This window comes from Kribbella sp. NBC_00382, assembly GCF_036067295.1.
Taxonomy (GTDB): Bacteria; Actinomycetota; Actinomycetes; order Propionibacteriales; family Kribbellaceae; genus Kribbella.
On sequence record NZ_CP107954.1, the window covers coordinates 6,164,400 to 6,181,142 of the forward strand.

At 68.5% G+C, this 16,743-nt stretch carries 19 protein-coding genes; 17 read left to right on the forward strand and 2 right to left on the reverse strand.

Annotated elements, in window-relative coordinates:
• Position 1 precedes the first annotated feature (1 nt).
• The 12 genes from OHA70_RS29335 (at position 2) to OHA70_RS29390 (ending at position 10,106) form a co-directional block, all read left to right on the forward strand.
• Complete coding sequence (locus OHA70_RS29335) at positions 2 to 799, forward strand: ABC transporter ATP-binding protein (protein ID WP_328322917.1); 798 nt, start codon at positions 2 to 4, stop codon at positions 797 to 799.
• On the forward strand, positions 796 to 1,575 hold the full coding sequence (locus OHA70_RS29340; RefSeq protein ID WP_328322918.1) for an ABC transporter permease: 780 nt from the start codon (positions 796 to 798) through the stop codon (positions 1,573 to 1,575). Before OHA70_RS29335 ends, OHA70_RS29340 begins: the two co-directional genes overlap by 4 nt.
• Positions 1,572 to 2,660 (forward strand): Ldh family oxidoreductase, encoded by a 1,089-nt coding sequence (locus tag OHA70_RS29345; protein ID WP_328322919.1) that lies wholly within the window; start codon positions 1,572 to 1,574, stop codon positions 2,658 to 2,660. Before OHA70_RS29340 ends, OHA70_RS29345 begins: the two co-directional genes overlap by 4 nt.
• Positions 2,660 to 3,055, forward strand: coding sequence for a RidA family protein (locus OHA70_RS29350; RefSeq protein ID WP_328322920.1), 396 nt, complete (start codon positions 2,660 to 2,662; stop codon positions 3,053 to 3,055). Before OHA70_RS29345 ends, OHA70_RS29350 begins: the two co-directional genes overlap by 1 nt.
• A gap of 58 nt (positions 3,056 to 3,113) precedes the next feature.
• On the forward strand, positions 3,114 to 3,986 hold the full coding sequence (locus OHA70_RS29355; RefSeq protein WP_328322921.1) for a fumarylacetoacetate hydrolase family protein: 873 nt from the start codon (positions 3,114 to 3,116) through the stop codon (positions 3,984 to 3,986).
• Complete coding sequence (locus OHA70_RS29360; protein ID WP_328322922.1) at positions 3,983 to 4,690, forward strand: GntR family transcriptional regulator; 708 nt, start codon at positions 3,983 to 3,985, stop codon at positions 4,688 to 4,690. Before OHA70_RS29355 ends, OHA70_RS29360 begins: the two co-directional genes overlap by 4 nt.
• Complete coding sequence (locus OHA70_RS29365; protein WP_328322923.1) at positions 4,687 to 5,418, forward strand: SDR family NAD(P)-dependent oxidoreductase; 732 nt, start codon at positions 4,687 to 4,689, stop codon at positions 5,416 to 5,418. Before OHA70_RS29360 ends, OHA70_RS29365 begins: the two co-directional genes overlap by 4 nt.
• 3 nt (positions 5,419 to 5,421) lie before the next feature.
• A complete protein-coding gene (locus tag OHA70_RS29370; protein WP_328322924.1) occupies positions 5,422 to 7,002 on the forward strand; it encodes an FAD-dependent monooxygenase in 1,581 nt (526 codons plus the stop codon).
• Complete coding sequence (locus OHA70_RS29375; RefSeq protein ID WP_328322925.1) at positions 7,002 to 7,394, forward strand: cupin domain-containing protein; 393 nt, start codon at positions 7,002 to 7,004, stop codon at positions 7,392 to 7,394. The genes OHA70_RS29370 and OHA70_RS29375 overlap by 1 nt, the downstream gene beginning before the upstream one ends.
• 1 nt (position 7,395) lies before the next feature.
• A complete protein-coding gene (locus OHA70_RS29380) occupies positions 7,396 to 8,304 on the forward strand; it encodes an amidohydrolase family protein (RefSeq protein ID WP_328322926.1) in 909 nt (302 codons plus the stop codon).
• A 79-nt stretch (positions 8,305 to 8,383) separates the two neighbouring features.
• On the forward strand, positions 8,384 to 9,346 hold the full coding sequence (locus OHA70_RS29385) for a quinone oxidoreductase family protein (RefSeq protein WP_328322927.1): 963 nt from the start codon (positions 8,384 to 8,386) through the stop codon (positions 9,344 to 9,346).
• 67 nt (positions 9,347 to 9,413) lie between these two features.
• Positions 9,414 to 10,106, forward strand: coding sequence for a GntR family transcriptional regulator (locus tag OHA70_RS29390; protein ID WP_328322928.1), 693 nt, complete (start codon positions 9,414 to 9,416; stop codon positions 10,104 to 10,106).
• Between the two features lie 6 nt (positions 10,107 to 10,112).
• Here OHA70_RS29390 and OHA70_RS29395 read toward each other — a convergent pair whose 3' ends face one another.
• Entirely contained in the window at positions 10,113 to 10,574 is a 462-nt protein-coding gene (locus OHA70_RS29395; RefSeq protein WP_328322929.1) for a PPOX class F420-dependent oxidoreductase, read from the reverse strand.
• A gap of 73 nt (positions 10,575 to 10,647) precedes the next feature.
• Between OHA70_RS29395 and OHA70_RS29400 the strand changes: the two genes are divergently transcribed.
• Both OHA70_RS29400 and OHA70_RS29405 read left to right on the forward strand, forming a co-directional pair.
• Entirely contained in the window at positions 10,648 to 11,454 is an 807-nt protein-coding gene (locus tag OHA70_RS29400) for a hypothetical protein (protein WP_328322930.1), read from the forward strand.
• Positions 11,454 to 13,034, forward strand: a complete 1,581-nt coding sequence (locus OHA70_RS29405; RefSeq protein WP_328322931.1) for a DNA polymerase Y family protein — start codon at positions 11,454 to 11,456, stop codon at positions 13,032 to 13,034. Before OHA70_RS29400 ends, OHA70_RS29405 begins: the two co-directional genes overlap by 1 nt.
• A gap of 198 nt (positions 13,035 to 13,232) precedes the next feature.
• Here the strand turns inward: OHA70_RS29405 and OHA70_RS29410 are convergent, their stop codons facing one another.
• Positions 13,233 to 13,823: a TetR/AcrR family transcriptional regulator gene (locus OHA70_RS29410; RefSeq protein WP_328322932.1), complete on the reverse strand. Its 591-nt coding sequence runs from the start codon at positions 13,821 to 13,823 to the stop codon at positions 13,233 to 13,235.
• 99 nt (positions 13,824 to 13,922) lie between these two features.
• Between OHA70_RS29410 and OHA70_RS29415 the strand changes: the two genes are divergently transcribed.
• The 3 genes from OHA70_RS29415 to OHA70_RS29425 all read left to right on the forward strand — a co-directional run bounded on the left by OHA70_RS29415 (position 13,923) and on the right by OHA70_RS29425 (position 16,718).
• Positions 13,923 to 14,948, forward strand: coding sequence for an aldo/keto reductase (locus OHA70_RS29415; RefSeq protein ID WP_328322933.1), 1,026 nt, complete (start codon positions 13,923 to 13,925; stop codon positions 14,946 to 14,948).
• Between the two features lie 17 nt (positions 14,949 to 14,965).
• Complete coding sequence (locus OHA70_RS29420; protein ID WP_328322934.1) at positions 14,966 to 15,808, forward strand: LLM class flavin-dependent oxidoreductase; 843 nt, start codon at positions 14,966 to 14,968, stop codon at positions 15,806 to 15,808.
• Positions 15,809 to 15,878: 70 nt separating this feature from the next.
• On the forward strand, positions 15,879 to 16,718 hold the full coding sequence (locus OHA70_RS29425) for an SMP-30/gluconolactonase/LRE family protein (RefSeq protein WP_328322935.1): 840 nt from the start codon (positions 15,879 to 15,881) through the stop codon (positions 16,716 to 16,718).
• Positions 16,719 to 16,743: the final 25 nt, after the last annotated feature.

Genomic DNA, 16,743 nt, shown 5'->3' on the forward strand with positions numbered 1-16,743 from the left:
CATGATCCGGCTGGACGGTGTGGGGCAGGTCTTCGAGGGCCGCGGAGGAGAGGTCCGCGCGCTCGAGGAGATCGACCTGCACGTCCAGGAGAACGAGTTCGTCACGGTGATCGGCCGGTCCGGTTGTGGCAAGTCCACACTGCTCCGGCTGATCGCGGGACTGTTGCCGCCGACGTCCGGCGGGGTCGAGGTGGCCGGTGAGGCCGTCACCGGTCCCCGCCGGGACGTCTCCTTCATGTTCCAGCGACCGGCCCTGCTGCCGTGGCGGTCGGTGGTGTCGAACGTGATGCTGCCGGTGGAGATCTCCGGCGGCGACTCCGAGCGCGGCAAGGCGCAGTACCGGGACCGCGCGCACGAACTGCTCGAGCTGGTCGGGCTGAAGGGCTTCGAGAGCCGGCTCCCGCACGAGCTGTCCGGCGGCATGCAGCAGCGGGTGTCGCTGTGCCGGTCGCTGATCCGCAGCCCCAAGGTGATGCTGATGGACGAGCCGTTCTCGGCGCTCGACGCGCTGACCCGGACCGAGCTGTCGGCGGAGCTGCAGCGGATCCAGATGGAGTTGGCCACCACCATCGTCTTCGTCACCCACTCGATCGAAGAGGCCGTCGTACTGGCCGATCGGGTCGTCGTGCTGACGCCCCGGCCGGGCCGGTTGCGCGAGATCGTCGAGATCGAGATCCCGCGCCCCCGCACCCTGGGGCAGAACGCCCACCTGGCCGAGGTGGCACAGATCAGCGCGCACCTGCACAGCCTTTTGTCCGAGCAGGAGCGCCCCGTCGACCTGCCCGAGGCACGGCGATGACGAACCGTTCCTGGCTGACACATTCCCGTACTGCGGCAGTCCTGCTGCCCATCGTCGGCCTGATCCTCGCGCTGGCTCTGTGGTGGGTGGCCACTGTCGTCTTCTCGGTCGACTCGTACCTGCTGCCGAACCCGGGTGAGGTGGTGAGCAGCTTCGCCGACCAGCCCGGCTACCTGCTCGAGAACACCTGGATCTCGCTGGTGGAGACCGTCGAGGGCTTCGTGCTGTCGATCCTGGTCGGCGTACCGGTGGCCCTGCTGATCGTCCGGTCGGTCGTGGTGGAGCGGTTGCTCTACCCGCTGCTGCTGGCCGTCAACGCGATCCCGAAGATCGCCATCGCGCCGCTGCTCGTGGTGTGGTTCGGTTTCGGTCAGTGGCCGAAGGTCCTGATGGTGTTGCTGGTCTGCTTCTTCCCGATCGTGATCTCGACCGCCAGCGGGATGAAGTCCACGCCGGCCGAGCTGGTCGAGCTGCTCAAGTCGCTGAACGCCAGCAAGACGCAGGAGTTCTTCAAGCTGCGGCTGCAGTACGCGCTGCCGCAGATCTTCACCGGGCTGAAGGTCGCCATCTCGCTGGCCGTGATCGGGTCGGTGATCGCCGAGTTCGTCGGCGCCACCTCCGGCCTGGGATATGTGATCACCAGCTCCGGCGCCAGCGCCGACACCGCGCTGGCCTTCGCCGCGATGACGCTGCTCAGCATCATGGCCATCATCTTGTTCTACGGACTGGTACTGCTGGAACACCTGCTGCTCCCGTGGGCGCGGGAGACCAGGTGACCACCCAGGCCTCGGACGCCGACCGCCGCGTACTCGTCCGGCCCGCGTGGCTGGAAGCGACCGTCTCCGGCGTCTTCACCGCCCTCGGTTTCGAGCCGACCGACGCGACCCGGATCGCCGTCGCGCTGGTCGAGGCAGACCTGCGTGGCGTCAGCTCGCACGGCGTGATGCTCGTCCCGATGTACGTCGAACGCCTGAACGCCGGTGGGGTCACCCGGGAACACGAACTCGACATCCTGCACGACGCCGGCGCGGCCCTGGTCGCGGATGCGCGCGGTGGGATGGGTCAACTCTCCAGCCCGCAAGCGATGGGCCATGCGATCGAGCGGGCCGGCCGGTACGGGATCGGTCTGGTCTCGGTCCGCAACGCGCACCACTTCGGCGCGGCCAGCCGGTGGGCGATGCAGGCTGCGCAGGCCGGTTGCGTGGGCATCGCGATGTCGAACACCACGCCGCTGATGCCGGCGCCCGGTGGGGCGGAGCGGATCGTCGGCAACAACCCGCTGGCGATCGCGGTACCGACGGAGGCCGGCTCGGGGATCGTGCTGGACATGGCGTTGTCGGCCGTTGCCTTGGGCAAGATTCGGCTGGCGGCCTCGGCAGGGCGGCCGATTCCGGACAGTTGGGCCACGGACCAGTCCGGAGTACCGACGACGGATGCTGAGGCCGCGGTACTGGGGATGTTGCTGCCGGCTGCGGGGCACAAGGGGTTCGGGCTGGCGTTGATGATCGACGTGCTGACCGGAGTACTGAGTGGTGGCGGTTGGGGCGACCAGGTGCGGCCGCTGTATCGCGAGCCGGATCGGCCGAACGACTGCGCGCATCTGTTCCTCGCGATCGACCCGGAGTTGCTGGGTGGGATCGATGGCTTCCGGCAGCGGTCGTCGGCGCTGGCGGCGAAGGTACGTGGCAGTGCGACCGCTCCTGGGGTGGAGCGGCTTTACCTGCCGGGGGAGATCGAGGCCGATCGCGCCGCGAAGCAGCGGCGGAACGGCGTACTGATCGAGAGGTCGGGACTGGACGGCTTGCTGCAGGCCGCGCGTGCGGTCGGCGCCGTCGTCCCGACGGGAGGGGTGCTGAGCTGATGGCGAAGACACAACTGACGAGCGCGGCGCTGCGGAGCCCGAACGGGGTCTTCTCGCAGGCGACCACGATCGAGGCGACCGGCCGGCTGGTGTTCGTGTCCGGGATGACCGCGCGGACGCCGGACGGCACGATCGTCGGCGTCGGCGACGTCCGGGAGCAGACCCGGCAGGTCTGCGAGAACGTGCGCGCCGCGGTCGTCGAGGCCGGCGGCACGCTGGACGACGTCTGCCGGGTGGACGTGTACGTCCGCAACATGGAGGACTTCGGCAAGATCCACGAGATCCGCGCCCAGTACTTCCACGAGCCGCTGCCCGCCTCGACGATGGTCGAGGTCAGCAAGCTGGCCCACCCTGACTACCTGATCGAGATCTCCGCGATCGCGGTGATCCCATGAAAGGCAACACGCAGCCGGGGAGGGGTGATTCAAGTGCGCGGCGTCGAGTGGACCTGAGATGCGGTTCGTGACGATCGAACACGGCGGGCGTGAGTGGCCCGCCGTACTGGACGGCGAGGACGTCGTTCTGTTGCAGGCTTCGGACCTGGTCTCGGTGATCGAGGCGGGTCCGGCCGGAGTGGTTGCCGCGCGCAACGAACTGATCACCGGCGAACGGTTGCCGTTGGCATCGGTATCGTTGCGCGCGCCGTTGCGGCGGTTCCGCCGTGACGTGCTGTGCACCGGCTGGAACTACTGGGACCACTTCGAGGAGAGCAAGGGCAAGCGCGACGGTCAGGACGTCGACCGGCCCGAGCACCCGACCTTCTTCACCAAGGGCCCGGACGTGGTGATCGGCCCGTACGACGAGATCGCGTACGACCCGGCGATCTCGGCCAAGTGGGACTACGAGGCGGAGCTGGCGCTGGTGATCGGCAAGGCCGGGCGCAGCATCCCCGTCGCCGATGCGCTGGACCACGTCTGGGGCTACACGCTGGCCAACGACGTGTCGCAGCGCGACCTGCAACGCCAGCACGGTGGCCAGTGGCTCAAGGGCAAGAGCATCGACCAGACCATGCCGCTCGGCCCGTGGATCGTCACCGCCGACGAGTTCGGCGACCCGCAGGACGTGCACCTGCAGTGCCTGCTGAACGGCGAGGTCATGCAGGACGCCTCGACCAAGCAGATGGCCTACGACGTGGCGACGCTGATCAGTGAGCTGTCGTTCGGAATGACGCTGCGCCCAGGCGACCTGCTGCTGACGGGTACTCCCGCCGGCATCGGCAACGCCCGCGAGCCGCAGGTGTTCCTGGCCGAGGGCGACGAGGTAGTGACCCGCGCGGACAAGATCGGTGAGCTGCGCAACAAGCTGGTCTACCGGGAGCTCGCATGAGCAGCCGGTTGGAGCTGCTGCCCGGTGGCGGTCGTGGTGGACGCCGTACGTTGGCAGAGACGGCCGCTGCCGAGTTGCACCAGCTCATCCTGTCGGGCGAGCTCCCGAGCGGTACTCCGCTCCGGTTGGTCGAGCTGGCCAACCGGCTGGACATGAGCCAGATGCCTGTCCGGGAAGGCCTCCGCCGGTTGGAGGCGCTCGGGCTGGTCGACATCATCCCGCACAAGGGCGCTTGGGTTCGGGAGCTGTCGCTGGAGGACCTGCACGACACCCATGAGACTCGGCTCGCGCTGGAGAGTCTCGCAGTACGGGCTGCTGCTGAGCACTTCGGCGAAGAGGACGCAGAGAAGGCTCGCCTGGCACTGGCTGAGCTACTGCAGCTCTCGCGGTCCGAGGACTCCATCGGGGCGCGGCAGGCACATGCTGACTTCCACTTCGCGCTTTACCGGGCTGGTGGGTCGCAGTGGCTTGCCCGGGCTATCGAGCCGGTGTGGCAGAACAGTGAGCGCTACCGGTTCGGTAGCCGGCAGACGGCTTTGCAGATCGAGCGGAACCGGCAGGAGCACCAGGCGATCCTGGACGCCTGTGTCGCCCGTGACGCCGACGCTGCCGAGCAGGCCTTGCGCAATCACCTGGCTGGCGCGGTACAGCGGATCACCGAGACGATGACCTCCAAGCACTCACAGCGCGAGGGGACGTCATGAAGGTGAGCTTCGACGCGACCGGCGAGGTCGTGGTCATCACAGGTGGAGCGCAGGGCATCGGTGCAGCCCTGGCTGCGGCCGTGGTTGGTTGCGGCGGTACTGCGGTGGTCTTTGATGTTGTCTCCGGGGCTGTCGTTGGTGTCGAGTACGTGCTCGTAGACGTATCGGACCGGGCCGCTGTGCTCAAGGCAGTGGATGGAGTAGTCGAGCGGCACGGGCGGATTGACGGACTGGTCGCCGGGGCCGCAGTACAGCCGCGTTCGGCGGTCTTGGACACGACTGCTGAGCAGTGGACCCGCACGCTCCAGGTGAACCTGGATGGCGTGGTCTGGGTCTGCCAGGCGGTGGTGCCGCACATGGTCTCTGCGCGCAGCGGGTCGGTGGTCGTCTTCACGTCGGGGATGGCGGTGACCGGGTTCCCGGGCGCTGCGGCGTACGCGTCGAGCAAGGCGGCGCTGGGGGCCTTCGCCCGGTCGCTGGCCGCCGAGGTGGCCGAGCACCGGGTCCGGGTCAACGTGATCGCACCGGGGGTGATCGACACCGAGCAGTTCCGGTCTGCCAACATCGGTGCCGACTTGGAGCACTGGCGTGACACGACTGGGATCGGCGATGCCGAGGATGTGGTCGGCCCGTTGCTCTTCCTGTTGTCCGACGCGGCTGCGATGACCGGCTCGCAGCTGACCCGTGAGCGGGTCTTCGCCCGGCTAGAGACCTTCGAGGAGAGCTGAGAGTTGCCCACTGACCAGCAGCTGCCCGTGGCCGTCGTCGGCGCCGGGCCGATCGGCCTGACGACGGCCCTCGGCCTGGCTCACTACGGCGTGCCGTTCGTGCTGCTCGAGGAGGACGCGGTGCTCTCCTCGGACACCAAGGCCGGTACGACGCTGACCCGGACGCTGGAGATCTGGGACCGGTACGGCGCCGTCGAGGGCATTCTCGCGGCCGCGCTCCGGATCGACGAGATCGGCGACATCGACCGGGCCACCAACACGCCGCGCGCCTCGGTACAGCTGGCCGAGCTGGTCAACGACACCCAGTTCCCGTTCGTGATCAACCTGCCGCAGCAGACCATGGAGCCGATCCTGGAGGCCGCACTCTCTGGTGGCACGCTGCTGAAGCAGCACAAGCTGGAGTCGTTCGAGGTGCTCGACGACCGGGTGGTGCTGACCGTCTCGACGGTGGATGGTCTGCAGCAGATCGAGGCGTCCCACCTGCTCGCCTGTGATGGCGGCAAGAGCAAGGTGCGGGACGCGCTCGGCGCCACGGTGTCGGGGGAGACCCTGCCCGAGCGGTACATGCTGATCGACGTCGTGGTCGACCTGGACGTCTCGAACGCTCGCGACTACCCGTACCTCGCCTACTTCTCGGACCGGTCCGAGTGGATGGTTTTGATCCGGCAGCCCAACTGCTGGCGCTTCCTCTTCCCGCTCGCCGAAGGTGCTGAGCAGCCTGGTGAAGAGGACATGCTGGTCAAGGTCAAGCAGTTCATCGGCGAGGTGGACCGGATCGAGCTGCTCGGCTCGGTCGTCTACAACGTGCACCACCGGGTGGCCGACCACTGGTCCGCGGAGCGCAAGGTGTTCCTGATGGGCGACGCGGCCCACCTGATCACACCGATGTGGGCACTGGGCCTCAACACCGGAGCGCTGGACGCGTCCAACCTGCCCTGGCGGCTTGCCTGGGTACTACGCGGCTGGGCCGACCCGTCGCTGCTGGATGGGTACGAGCAGGAGCAGCGGCCGGTTGCCATCAACGGGTCGGGCGAGATGGCCGAGGCGGCTCGCAAGTACATGTCCCACCAGCGGGGTGCGGTGACCGCGGCCGGGAGTGATTGGGCGACGGCGTACACGCGCACGCTGCTCGGTGTACGGCTGGATGTGGATGGGGAAGGCGACTGGTCGATGGTGATGACCAGTGCTGAGCCGCCTGCGGTCCGGGCCGGCGACAGGGCGCCTGACTTGGCGCTGCAGGGTCCTCGTGGGCGTCAGACGATCCACGGGTTGTGCCGGGAGTCCTTTGTCGCGCTGTACTTCACGGACGTACGGCGTCGGCCTGCTGTGCCTTTGAACGACTCTCCGGCTCTGAAGCACTATGCGGTGTCGCGGTGGGATGCGCCGCTGGACTCCGGGCTTCGGGACCGCTCGCTGTTCGACCCGGGCAGCATCGCGACCAACCGGTACGGCGTACCGGCTGAGACGGTTGTACTGGTGCGGCCGGATGGGCATATCGCTGCAGTGGCGCCTATGGCTGATGGTGTGGCCGAGGAGCTCTACACCGGGATCACTGGCCGGCCTGTGCCGCGGGAGGGGCTCTGATGAGTTCCTTCGACGAGCAGTTGAGCGAGGTGCTGCTGCAGACGGATGACCTGGAGTGGGTCGAGAAGTCGCTCGCCGGGTTGTCGCACAAGATGCTGTGGCGGGATCCGGCTTCCGAGGCGTCGATTGCGCTAGTGCGCTTCGAGAAGGGCTCTGGGATTCCGGAGGCGCATCAGCACGCGTCGAACCAGTTCATGTTCTGCCTGTCCGGCCGGTACGTGTACCTGCCGACGGGGACGACGCTGACCAAGGGCAGCTTCTACTGGAACCCGAAGGGCGTAGTACACGGGCCGACGATGGCAGAGGAGACCTCTGTTCTGCTCGAGGTGTACGACGGGCCGCACTACCCGGTACGGCCGTCCTTCTACGACAACGACGAGGACGCTCGCTGACATGGCCGGCTGGGACGTCCACACCCACCTGATACCGCCGACTGTGCTGTCGGCGGCTGGCCGGCGTGCCTTCGGGCTGGCTCTCGAGGACGGCTTCCTGCTGGTCGACGGTGAGCGGCTGCCGTTGAAGCGGCTGGCCGATCCGGCGGCGCTGCTGGGGTGGATCGATGAGCAGGGCCTGGACGGCGCCGTGGTCTCCGTACCGCCTGCGCTGTTCCGCTACGACCAGGGCGTCGAGTGGGCAGAGCTGGTCAACCAGGGGCTTCGTGAGCTGGCTACGCCGCAGCTGCGTGTGCTGGGGCAGTTGCCGCTTTCGGATGCTGCCGCTGGAGCGGTGGCGGCTGAGTTGGCGAGTGAGGGCGCCTTCAGCGGCTTCGCCCTCGGTACTGCGGGCTACACCGGGCTGGACCCGGTCTGGGAGGTGCTCCACTCGCTGGAGGCCTTCACCTTGATTCACCCGAGCCACAGCCACGACGAGCGGCTCGGCAGGTACTACCTGTCGAACCTGCTGGGGAACCCTTACGAAACAGGGCTCGCCGTGGCGGAGCTGGTGTTCGGGGACGTGGTCGGTCGCTTCCCTGGCATCAGGTTCTGCCTGTGCCACGGTGGCGGGGTCACGGCGGCTCTGGCTGGCCGGTGGCAGCGCGGGATCGACACGGAACGACCAGGGATCGAACCACTCTCGCTGTCGGTGGCCGAGGCGCTGCAGCGGTTCTACGTGGACGACCTGGTGCACGACGACGCAGTACGGGCGTTGCTGGGGGCGACCTTCGGGGCCGAGCGGGTGCTGGCCGGTAGTGACTGGCCGTTCCCGATGGGCGATCAGGTGGACCGAGGCCGGGCGGCAGCTCGATCAACGGTGTGCGAACAGCTCACCCGGCCGTTGAAGAAGGGGGCCGTTTCAGCGTGAGAAGGCCTTTTCGGCAGGACCGAGATGTGATCAGATATCAAATCCAGGTGGGGACTATGCGGACGAGTGGGGTGGCAGCATGAGCGCACGGAGGGCTTACGTGCTGCGCTGCTACGGGCCCGGCCAGCAGCTGAAGGTCGAAGAGGTGGAGTTGATCGCCGGGGAGGGCGAGACGCTGGTGGAGATGCAGTACGCCTCTGTCACCCAGCTCGACCGGACAGTGCTCGCAGGCAAGCTGGCACAGCAGCAACAGCCGCCGTTCGTACCAGGGTCCGAGGGTGCTGGGGTAGTGGTCAGTTCAGCCGTCTACCAGCCCGGTACTCCGGTAGTGGTCCGTGGTGGGGGACTTGGCGTCTCCAGGCCGGGTACTTGGGGGCAGCTGGCCGTAGTACCGGATGCATCGGTGCACCTGTTGCCTGCTGGGCTGGATCCGGCTGCAGCTGTGTCCATGCTGGGTGCTGCGTTGACCGCGCACACCGCAGTACGGCGGGTCGGTCAGATCGTGGAGAACGAGACTGTGGTCGTCACTGGCATCACCGGGCTGGTCGGTCGGCTGTGTGCCGCCGTATCCCGGGCAGCTGGGGCGATGAAGGTGATCGGCCTGGCACGGAGCGATGAATCGGTCGAGCACCTGCAAGGGCTGGTGGACCAGATCGTGCGCGTCGACGAGCTGGGCCAGGTCGGCCGTGAGCTGCCCTGGTGCAACGCGGCGATCGACACCGTCGGTGGACCGGTCACCAGTGGGGTGATGAGCCACATCACCCCGGGCGGACGGCTCGTGGCGCTCGGGTACACGGCAGGGGAGTTCGCCACTCTCGACCTGCACCAGCTGATCGGCCGGGACCTGCGGGTGCTGCCGGTGAACATGCAGCGGACAACGATCGAGCCTGGCACGGTCACCCAGGTACTGACCGACATCGCACCGGCAGGAGTCCGGCCGGCCCTCGAGGTCGTGGCGGCGCCGCTCGCGGAGGATGCCCTGGATCTCCTGGCCAGCGGACCTGCCGACCGACGCGTCCTGCTCGATCTGGGGCGATTCTGACGAACAGTTCAGCTACGGTTACCTCCCAGATGCGCGTGCAGTGATGGAGAGAGGCAGCCCACACCCCATGACCCGACGACTCGAGCTCACGCCCGGGGGACCGAGCGGCCGGCGCACACTCGCGGAGGAAGCCGCCGCGGAGCTGCACGAGCTGATCCTGTCCGGTGAGCTTCCGAGCGGTACGGCGCTGCGGCTGGAGGAACTGGCCAAGCGACTCGACATGAGCCAGATGCCGATCCGCGAGGGGTTGCGCCGGATGCAGGCGCTCGGGCTGGTCGAGATCGTGCCGCACAAGGGCGCCTGGGTTCGCGAGCTGTCGATGGAGGATCTGCGCGACACCCACGAGACCCGGATCTCGCTGGAGACTCTGGCCGTCCGGGCCGCCGCGACCCGCTTCAGCGAAGCGGACGCGACGGTCGCCCGGGCGGCACTGGCCGAGCACGTGCGGCTGTCGAAGGTGGGCGACATCATCGCCTCGCGGCAGGCGCATACCGAATTCCACTTCGCGATCTACCGGGCCGGTGGCTCGCGGTGGCTGCCACGGGCGATCGAGCCGGTGTGGCAGAACAGCGAGCGGTACCGGTTCGGCTCACGGCAGACGAAGGCGCGGATCGAGCAGACCCGGCGTGAGCACCAGGCGATCCTGGACGCCTGTATGGCGCACGACGAGCCCGGCGCCGAAGCGGCATTGCGGGAACACCTCGAAGGCGCCATGCAGCGCATCACCGAGACGATGGCCCGCCGCTACAACAAGGACTGAGGCTTCTCAGGCCAGGTGGGCGGGGAAGCCGCCGGTGGCTACTGGGCCCCAGCGCTCGGGGGTGATGCGAATGAGGCATTTGCCCTGCTTGCGCATCGCCTCGCGGTACTCGTCCCAGTCGGGGTGCTCGCCGGAGATCGCGCGGTAGTAGTCGACCAGGGGCTCCACTGCGTCCGGCAGATCGATCACCTCGCCGCTGCCGTCGATCTGCACCCACGGGCCGTTCCAGTCGTCGGACAGCACCAGCACGCTGGTCTGCGCGTCCCGCTTCACGTTGTTGCTCTTGGCTCGCCCGGGGTACGACGAGATGACGATCCGCCCCTCCGAGTCGACCCCACCTGAGACCGGCGAGGCCTGCGGCGTACCGTCCGCGCGGCGGGTGATCAGCAACATGTGATGACGCGGCCGGACGAACTCCAGCAGCGCGTCGGTGTCCACCTGGGTGTTGGTCGCAATCGATCTCGGCATGCCTCTACCTTCTCACTTCCTGCGGGCGATCCTGAGATTGACAGGAGTCGAACAGGTGTTCGAACATGGGGGTGTGACGGGGACTTCTGCTACTGAGCTGCCGGCGCGGGTGACCGCGCTGGATCAGGCGCGCACGCTGCTCGCCCGGGCCAAGGAACAGAAGGCCGCCCGGCTCCTCCAAGCGTCGGAGGAAGCCGTGGTGCCGACCGTGCTGGCGCCGCGGACGACCGAGACGCGGGTCCAGCAAGCGCTGGACACTGCCACCGTCGACCGGGCACTGCCTACTCTGCCAGCCATCGCCGACCTTTTGCCCGGCGCCGTACTACGAGGTGGCTCGGTGTACTCGGTGCGCGGGTCGACCGCGCTCGTGATGGCGATGATGGCCGGACCGTCCGCCGAGGGGGCCTGGTGCGGAGTGGTCGGGATGCCGTCGTTCGGTGCGGAGGCGGCCCGTGGTCTCGGGGTCGACCTCGAGCGGCTAGTGCTCGTCCCTGAGCCGGAGCGCGACTGGCTGAGCGTGGTGGCGGCGCTGGTCGATGCCCTGACGGTGGTCGTGGTCCGGCCGCCAGGGGAGGTGACTCCGGGGGAGGCCTCCCGGCTATCGGCACGGCTGCGTACTCGCGGGGCGATGCTCATCGCGGTCGGCTCCTGGCCGGGGAGTGAAGCCCGCCTGGAGGTCCAGGCCAACGCGTGGACCGGTCTCGGTGAGGGCGAGGGGTACCTGACCGGCCGCCAGGCGACCGTCGCGGTCACCGGCCGAGGCGCCGCCGTCCGCCCTCAACTGCACCACCTCTGGCTGCCGGCCTCCGACGGCACCATCGGCCGGATCGAGTCGGCACAGCCACTCGAAGACCCGGCTCGTTGGGAGGCGGTGAGCTGATGACTCGGACGATGGTGGTGTGGGTGCCGGACTGGCCGGTGACGGCGGCGGCTTCGGCTGCTGGGTGTTCGCCGGAGGCGCCGGTCGCGGTGCTGGCGAAGGGGCGGGTGCTGGCCAGCTCGGCGGCTGCCCGGGCTGAGGGGGTGCGACGCGGGTTGCGGGCCCGGGATGCACAGTCGCGGTGTCCGGAGCTGGTGGTGCTGAAGTACGACCCGGTGATCGATGCCCGGGCCTTCGATCCGGTGATCGGCTGTCTGGAGGCGCTCACCCCGGGCATCCAGGTGATCCGGCCGGGGATGTGCGCGTTGAAGGCGCGCGGTCCGAGCCGGTTCTACGGGAGCGAGTCCGTCGCCGCGGAGAAGCTGCTCGACCGGCTCGAGACGTTCGACGTACCGGGTGGGCGGGTCGGGATCGCCGATGGGCCGTTCGCTGCCGAGCAGGCGGCACGGGGGAGCTCGGCGCGGACGCGGGTGCTGGTGATCCCGGGTGGCGGGTCGGCGGAGTTCCTCGCGCCGCTCACGGTCGACACCCTCGAGCGGCCGACGCTCACCGACCTGCTCCGGCGGCTCGGGCTGCGGTCGCTCGGCGCCTTCGCGCAGTTGCCCGCGACCGAAGTACTGACCAGGTTCGGGCCGGACGGGGCGTTCGCGCACCGGCTGGCCCGCGGTGACGACGACCGTCCGGTGGTGGCTCGGCAGGCGCCCCTCGAGCTGACCCGCAAGCTCGACTTCGAGCCGCCGGTGGATCGGGTGGACCAGGTGGCGTTCGCGGTGCGCGCGGTCGCCGACGAGCTGATCGAGAAGCTGACCAAGCTCGGCCTGGTCTGCACCACCTTGCGGGTTGAGGTCGGGACCGAGTCGGGCCGGGTGCACGAGCGGGAGTGGCTGCATCCCCGCTGGTTCAGCCCTGCGGACCTGGTCGACCGGGTCCGCTGGCAACTGCAGGGCAGTGGGACGGCGACCAGCGAGCTGACGTCGGCGGTGGTGCGGATCCGGCTGATCCCGGAGCAGGTCGACCCGGTCGGCGCCCACGTCGATGGGCTCTGGGGAGGCGGGCCCGACGAGCGGATCCACCGAGCGCTGTCACGGGTGCAGAGCATGCTCGGCCACGGCGGAGTCGTCTCGGTGGTGGTCGGCGGCGGCCGCGGTTTCCTGGAGCGGCAGACCTTGATCCCTTGGGGAGATCGTCCGGTGCCAGCCAACCCTCCGGAGCTCCCATGGCCCGGCGCGATCACTGGCACCGGGAGTCGCTGGCCGACGCCGGCGCCCAGCTCGATCTACCCGAAGCCGAAGCCGGCCCTTGTCCTCTCGGCGGACGGCCGGCAGGTCTCGGTGAGCGCCCGTGGCGTCCTGTCGGGCGCTCCGGCGGCCTTCCGGTTCGAGCCGTCCCCACAAGTTGCTGATAGCAACAAGCTCCACCCGATCACCGCCTGGGCCGGTCCTTGGCCGGTGGACGAACGCTGGTGGGACTCCGACGGCGAGAACCGCCTGGCCCGCTTCCAGTTGGTAGGCGCAGACGGCCGCGCCTGGCTCTTCGCAGTACGCAACAACCAATGGTGGACAGAAGCGAGCTATGACTGACCAGTGCTGCCGATGCTCCGGTAAGCGGGAACTGTCCTGCGGCCGACGCCAGCTGCTCACCAACCGCCGGCAACGACTACCTTTCCAACGGCACCTGTGGTGCGCGCGAAGACACCTGCTCGCCGCCCATCGCCAGCGACGACACTTGGCTGCCCAGCATCATCTGTTGTGCGCCAGGCGCCATCTCCGGGCCGCCTGTCAGGCCTGGGTGCGGAGGCCCGCGACGAGGAGTTCGACCATCCGGCGGGCGTTGTAGCGGGAGTCGCCGTAGTCGTCGCCGGCGCAGAGGTTGCCGATGGCAAACATCAGCTCGAAGGCGTTCAGGTCGGTGCGGACCTGGCCGGCTGCCGCGGCCTCGTCCAGTAGCTGGGCACACACCGGCACGAGCCGATCGATGAAGCTGCCGTGCAGCGTCTGATAGGCCGAGTCGCCGGACTGCATCGCCTTCGCGAGGCCGTGCTTGGTGACCAGGAAGTCGACGAACAGGTTGATCCAGCTCGCCAGGGCCGCGTACGGCGTACTGGAACTGGCCAGTAGTGCCGGGCCGGCCTCGACGCAGGCCTCGACCTGGTGCTGGTAGACCGCGACGATCAGGTCGGCCCGGGTCGGGAAGTGGCGGTAGATCGTCCCGACGCCCACGCCCGCCTTGGCTGCGATGTCGCGCACGGGCACCTCGACGCCGGAGGTGACGAAAGCCGCCGCGGCCGCGTCCAGCAACGTCTTCTCGTTGCGCCGGGCGTCGGCCCGTTTCCGCGGCGCGGGCGCCGATCCGACCTCGGTCTCAGCCACGCACAACCCCTCCCGCTTGATAACCGGAACATGGTTCCGTATGTTGGTTATCGGAACCACGTTCCGCTTCTCCTTGAATGATGCCAGAAAGGGACAACCATGCACTACCGCACCTTGGGCCGGACCGGAGTTCAGGTCAGCACCCTCGCGCTCGGCGCGATGAACTTCGGCCAGATCGGCCGCACCACCCAAGACGAGGCCACCGCCATCGTCGACGCCGCCCTCGAGGCCGGGATCAACCTGATCGACACGGCCGACATGTACGGGCAGGGCGAGTCGGAGGAGATGGTCGGCAAGGCGATCGCCGGCCGCCGCGACGACCTCGTCCTGGCCACGAAGGCGACCATGCCGATGGGCGACGAGCGCAACCATCGGGGCAGCTCGCGCCGCTGGCTGGTGACCGAGCTCGACAACAGCCTGCGCCGCTTGGGTGTCGACCACGTCGACCTCTACCAGATCCACCGCTGGGACCCGACGACCAGCGATGAGGAGACCCTGTCGGCGCTGACCGACCTGCAACGCGCCGGGAAGATCCGGTACTTCGGTAGCTCCACCTTCCCGGCGTACCGGATCGTGCAGGCCGAGTGGGCCGCTCGGGAGAACCACCTGAGCCGCTATGTCACCGAGCAGCCCAGCTACTCGATCCTGCAGCGGGGGATCGAGACGCATGTCCTGCCCGTGACCGAGCAGTACGGACTCGGTGTACTGGCGTGGAGCCCGCTGGCCTCTGGCTGGTTGTCGGGTGCGGTCCGGGCGGGCCAGGAGATCACCACGAGCCGGGCGACCGTCGTACCGGCGCGGTTCGATCTGAGCATCCCGTCCAACCAGGCCCGGCTCGACGCGGTGGAGAAGTTGGCGAAGGTCGCCGACGCGGCCGGGCTGACGATGATCCAGCTCGCGCTCGGGTTCGTGACCGCGCACCCGGCCGTCACCAGCGCCCTGATCGGTCCGCGCACCCTGGAGCACCTGCACTCGCAGCTGGCCGCCGCCGACACCGTGCTCTCCGCCGACCTGCTCGACGCCATCGACGAGATCGTTGCCCCCGGCACCGACCTTGCGCCGGCGGAGAAGTTCGACGCCCCGCCCTCGCTGCTCGACCCGTCGCTGCGGCGTCGACTCGCATGACCATCAGTTTTGGGATCATGACCGCTCCGCAGCAGGTTCCGTACGACGACCTGCTGCGGGTCTGGCGGGAGGCCGACGCCATCCCGGCGATCGAGCACGCGTGGCTGTTCGACCATCTGATGCCGATCGGTGGCGACCCGGCCGGACCGATCTTCGAGGGCTGGACGCTGCTCTCGGCATTGGCTGCGCAGACTGAACGACTACGCCTCGGCCTGCTCGTGACGAGCAATCGGTTCCGGCCGCCCGCGATGCTGGCGAAGATGGCCACGACGGTGGACATCGTCTCGGGCGGGCGGCTCGACTTCGGGATCGGCGCTGGGTCTCGGCCCAGTCTGCCGGCGGCTCGGCGCGAGTACGACGCGCATGGGCTGCCGTATCTCGACGCGACCGAGGCTGTGGAGAGTCTGGGTGAAGCGTGCACGATCATCCGGCGGCTGTGGACCTCGGCCGAGCCGTTCGACTTCCACGGTAACCGTCATGAACTCACGGGCGCGTTCAGCAATCCGAAGCCGGTCCAGCATCCACACCCGCCGATCCTGATCGGTGGCCGGTCGCTGGCGACCCTGCGGGTGGTCGCCGAGCACGCTGACATCTGGAATCACACCGGCGAGGATCTGGACGATGCTGTCAGCCGGAGTGCCGTGCTGGATCGGTACTGCGCCGAGATCGGCCGGGATCCGTCGGCGATCAGGCGGTCGATCCATCTGCCGGTCTCGTACGACGATCCGGCCGCCACGCGCGGGGCTATCGGCAAGGCCACCGCGGCCGGCTTCCAGCACGTCATCCTCAGTCTGCCGGCGCCCTTTCCCGTCGGTGTCGCCGAGTGGGTTGCCGAGGAACTCATCGCCCCTTCCGTGTAGTTGCTGTCGATCCGCAGGTCCGCCACTCGTGTAGAGGGTGAATGTTTGCTCGATGAAATGAGGTGGCGTGATGTCCGAGCCGAAGGTGTTGCTGAGTGGGTTGGGGATTCCCGAGTCGCCGCGCTGGCATGACGACCGGCTGTGGTTCTGCAACTGGATCGACCAGCAGGTGGTGGCCGTCGATCCGGACGGCAAGGCGGAGTACTTCGACGTACCGGTCGAGCAGTTGATGGGATGGTCCATCGACTGGCTGCCCGATGGGAGATTGCTGACGACGGGCGACAAGCTCCGGCGCTATGAGCCGGACGGATCGGTGGTCGTGCTGGCCGACCAGAAGGCGAACGAGATCGTGGTGGACGGGCGGGGCAACGCCTATCTCAACGGCGCGGACTTCGACTTCGCCGGTGGTGAGGCGCCCAAGCCCGGCTTCATCAAGCTGCTCACGCCGGACGGCCGGCTCCGCGAGGTTGCGGGGGACATCCAGTTCCCGAACGGCATGGTCATCACTCCGGACAACCGGACCCTTGTCATCTCCGAGTCGTTCGCCGGGCGGCTTACCGCGTTCGACATCGAGCCGGCCGGCGGACTGTCGAACCGGCGGGTCTTCGCCGAGGGGCTCGGGCCGGACGGCATCTGCCTCGACGCGGAGGGGGCGATCTGGGTATCGACCGGTGGCTCCTCGGTCGTGCGGGTGATCGAGGGTGGCGAGGTCCTGGAACGGGTCGAGCTGGCTTCGGAACGGGCTCCTTTTGCGCTCGCGCTTGGTGGTCCGGACGGGCGGACGTTGTTCGTCATGACCGCCGAGTGGCGCCCGGGGGACAGTATCGGAGACAACCTCGGGCGGTTGACCGGCGGGCCTCGTACGGGCGAGGTTCTGGCGTTCGAGGTCTCGGTGCCCGGCGTGATTTGACTCTTTCGAACAAGTGTTCGAACAT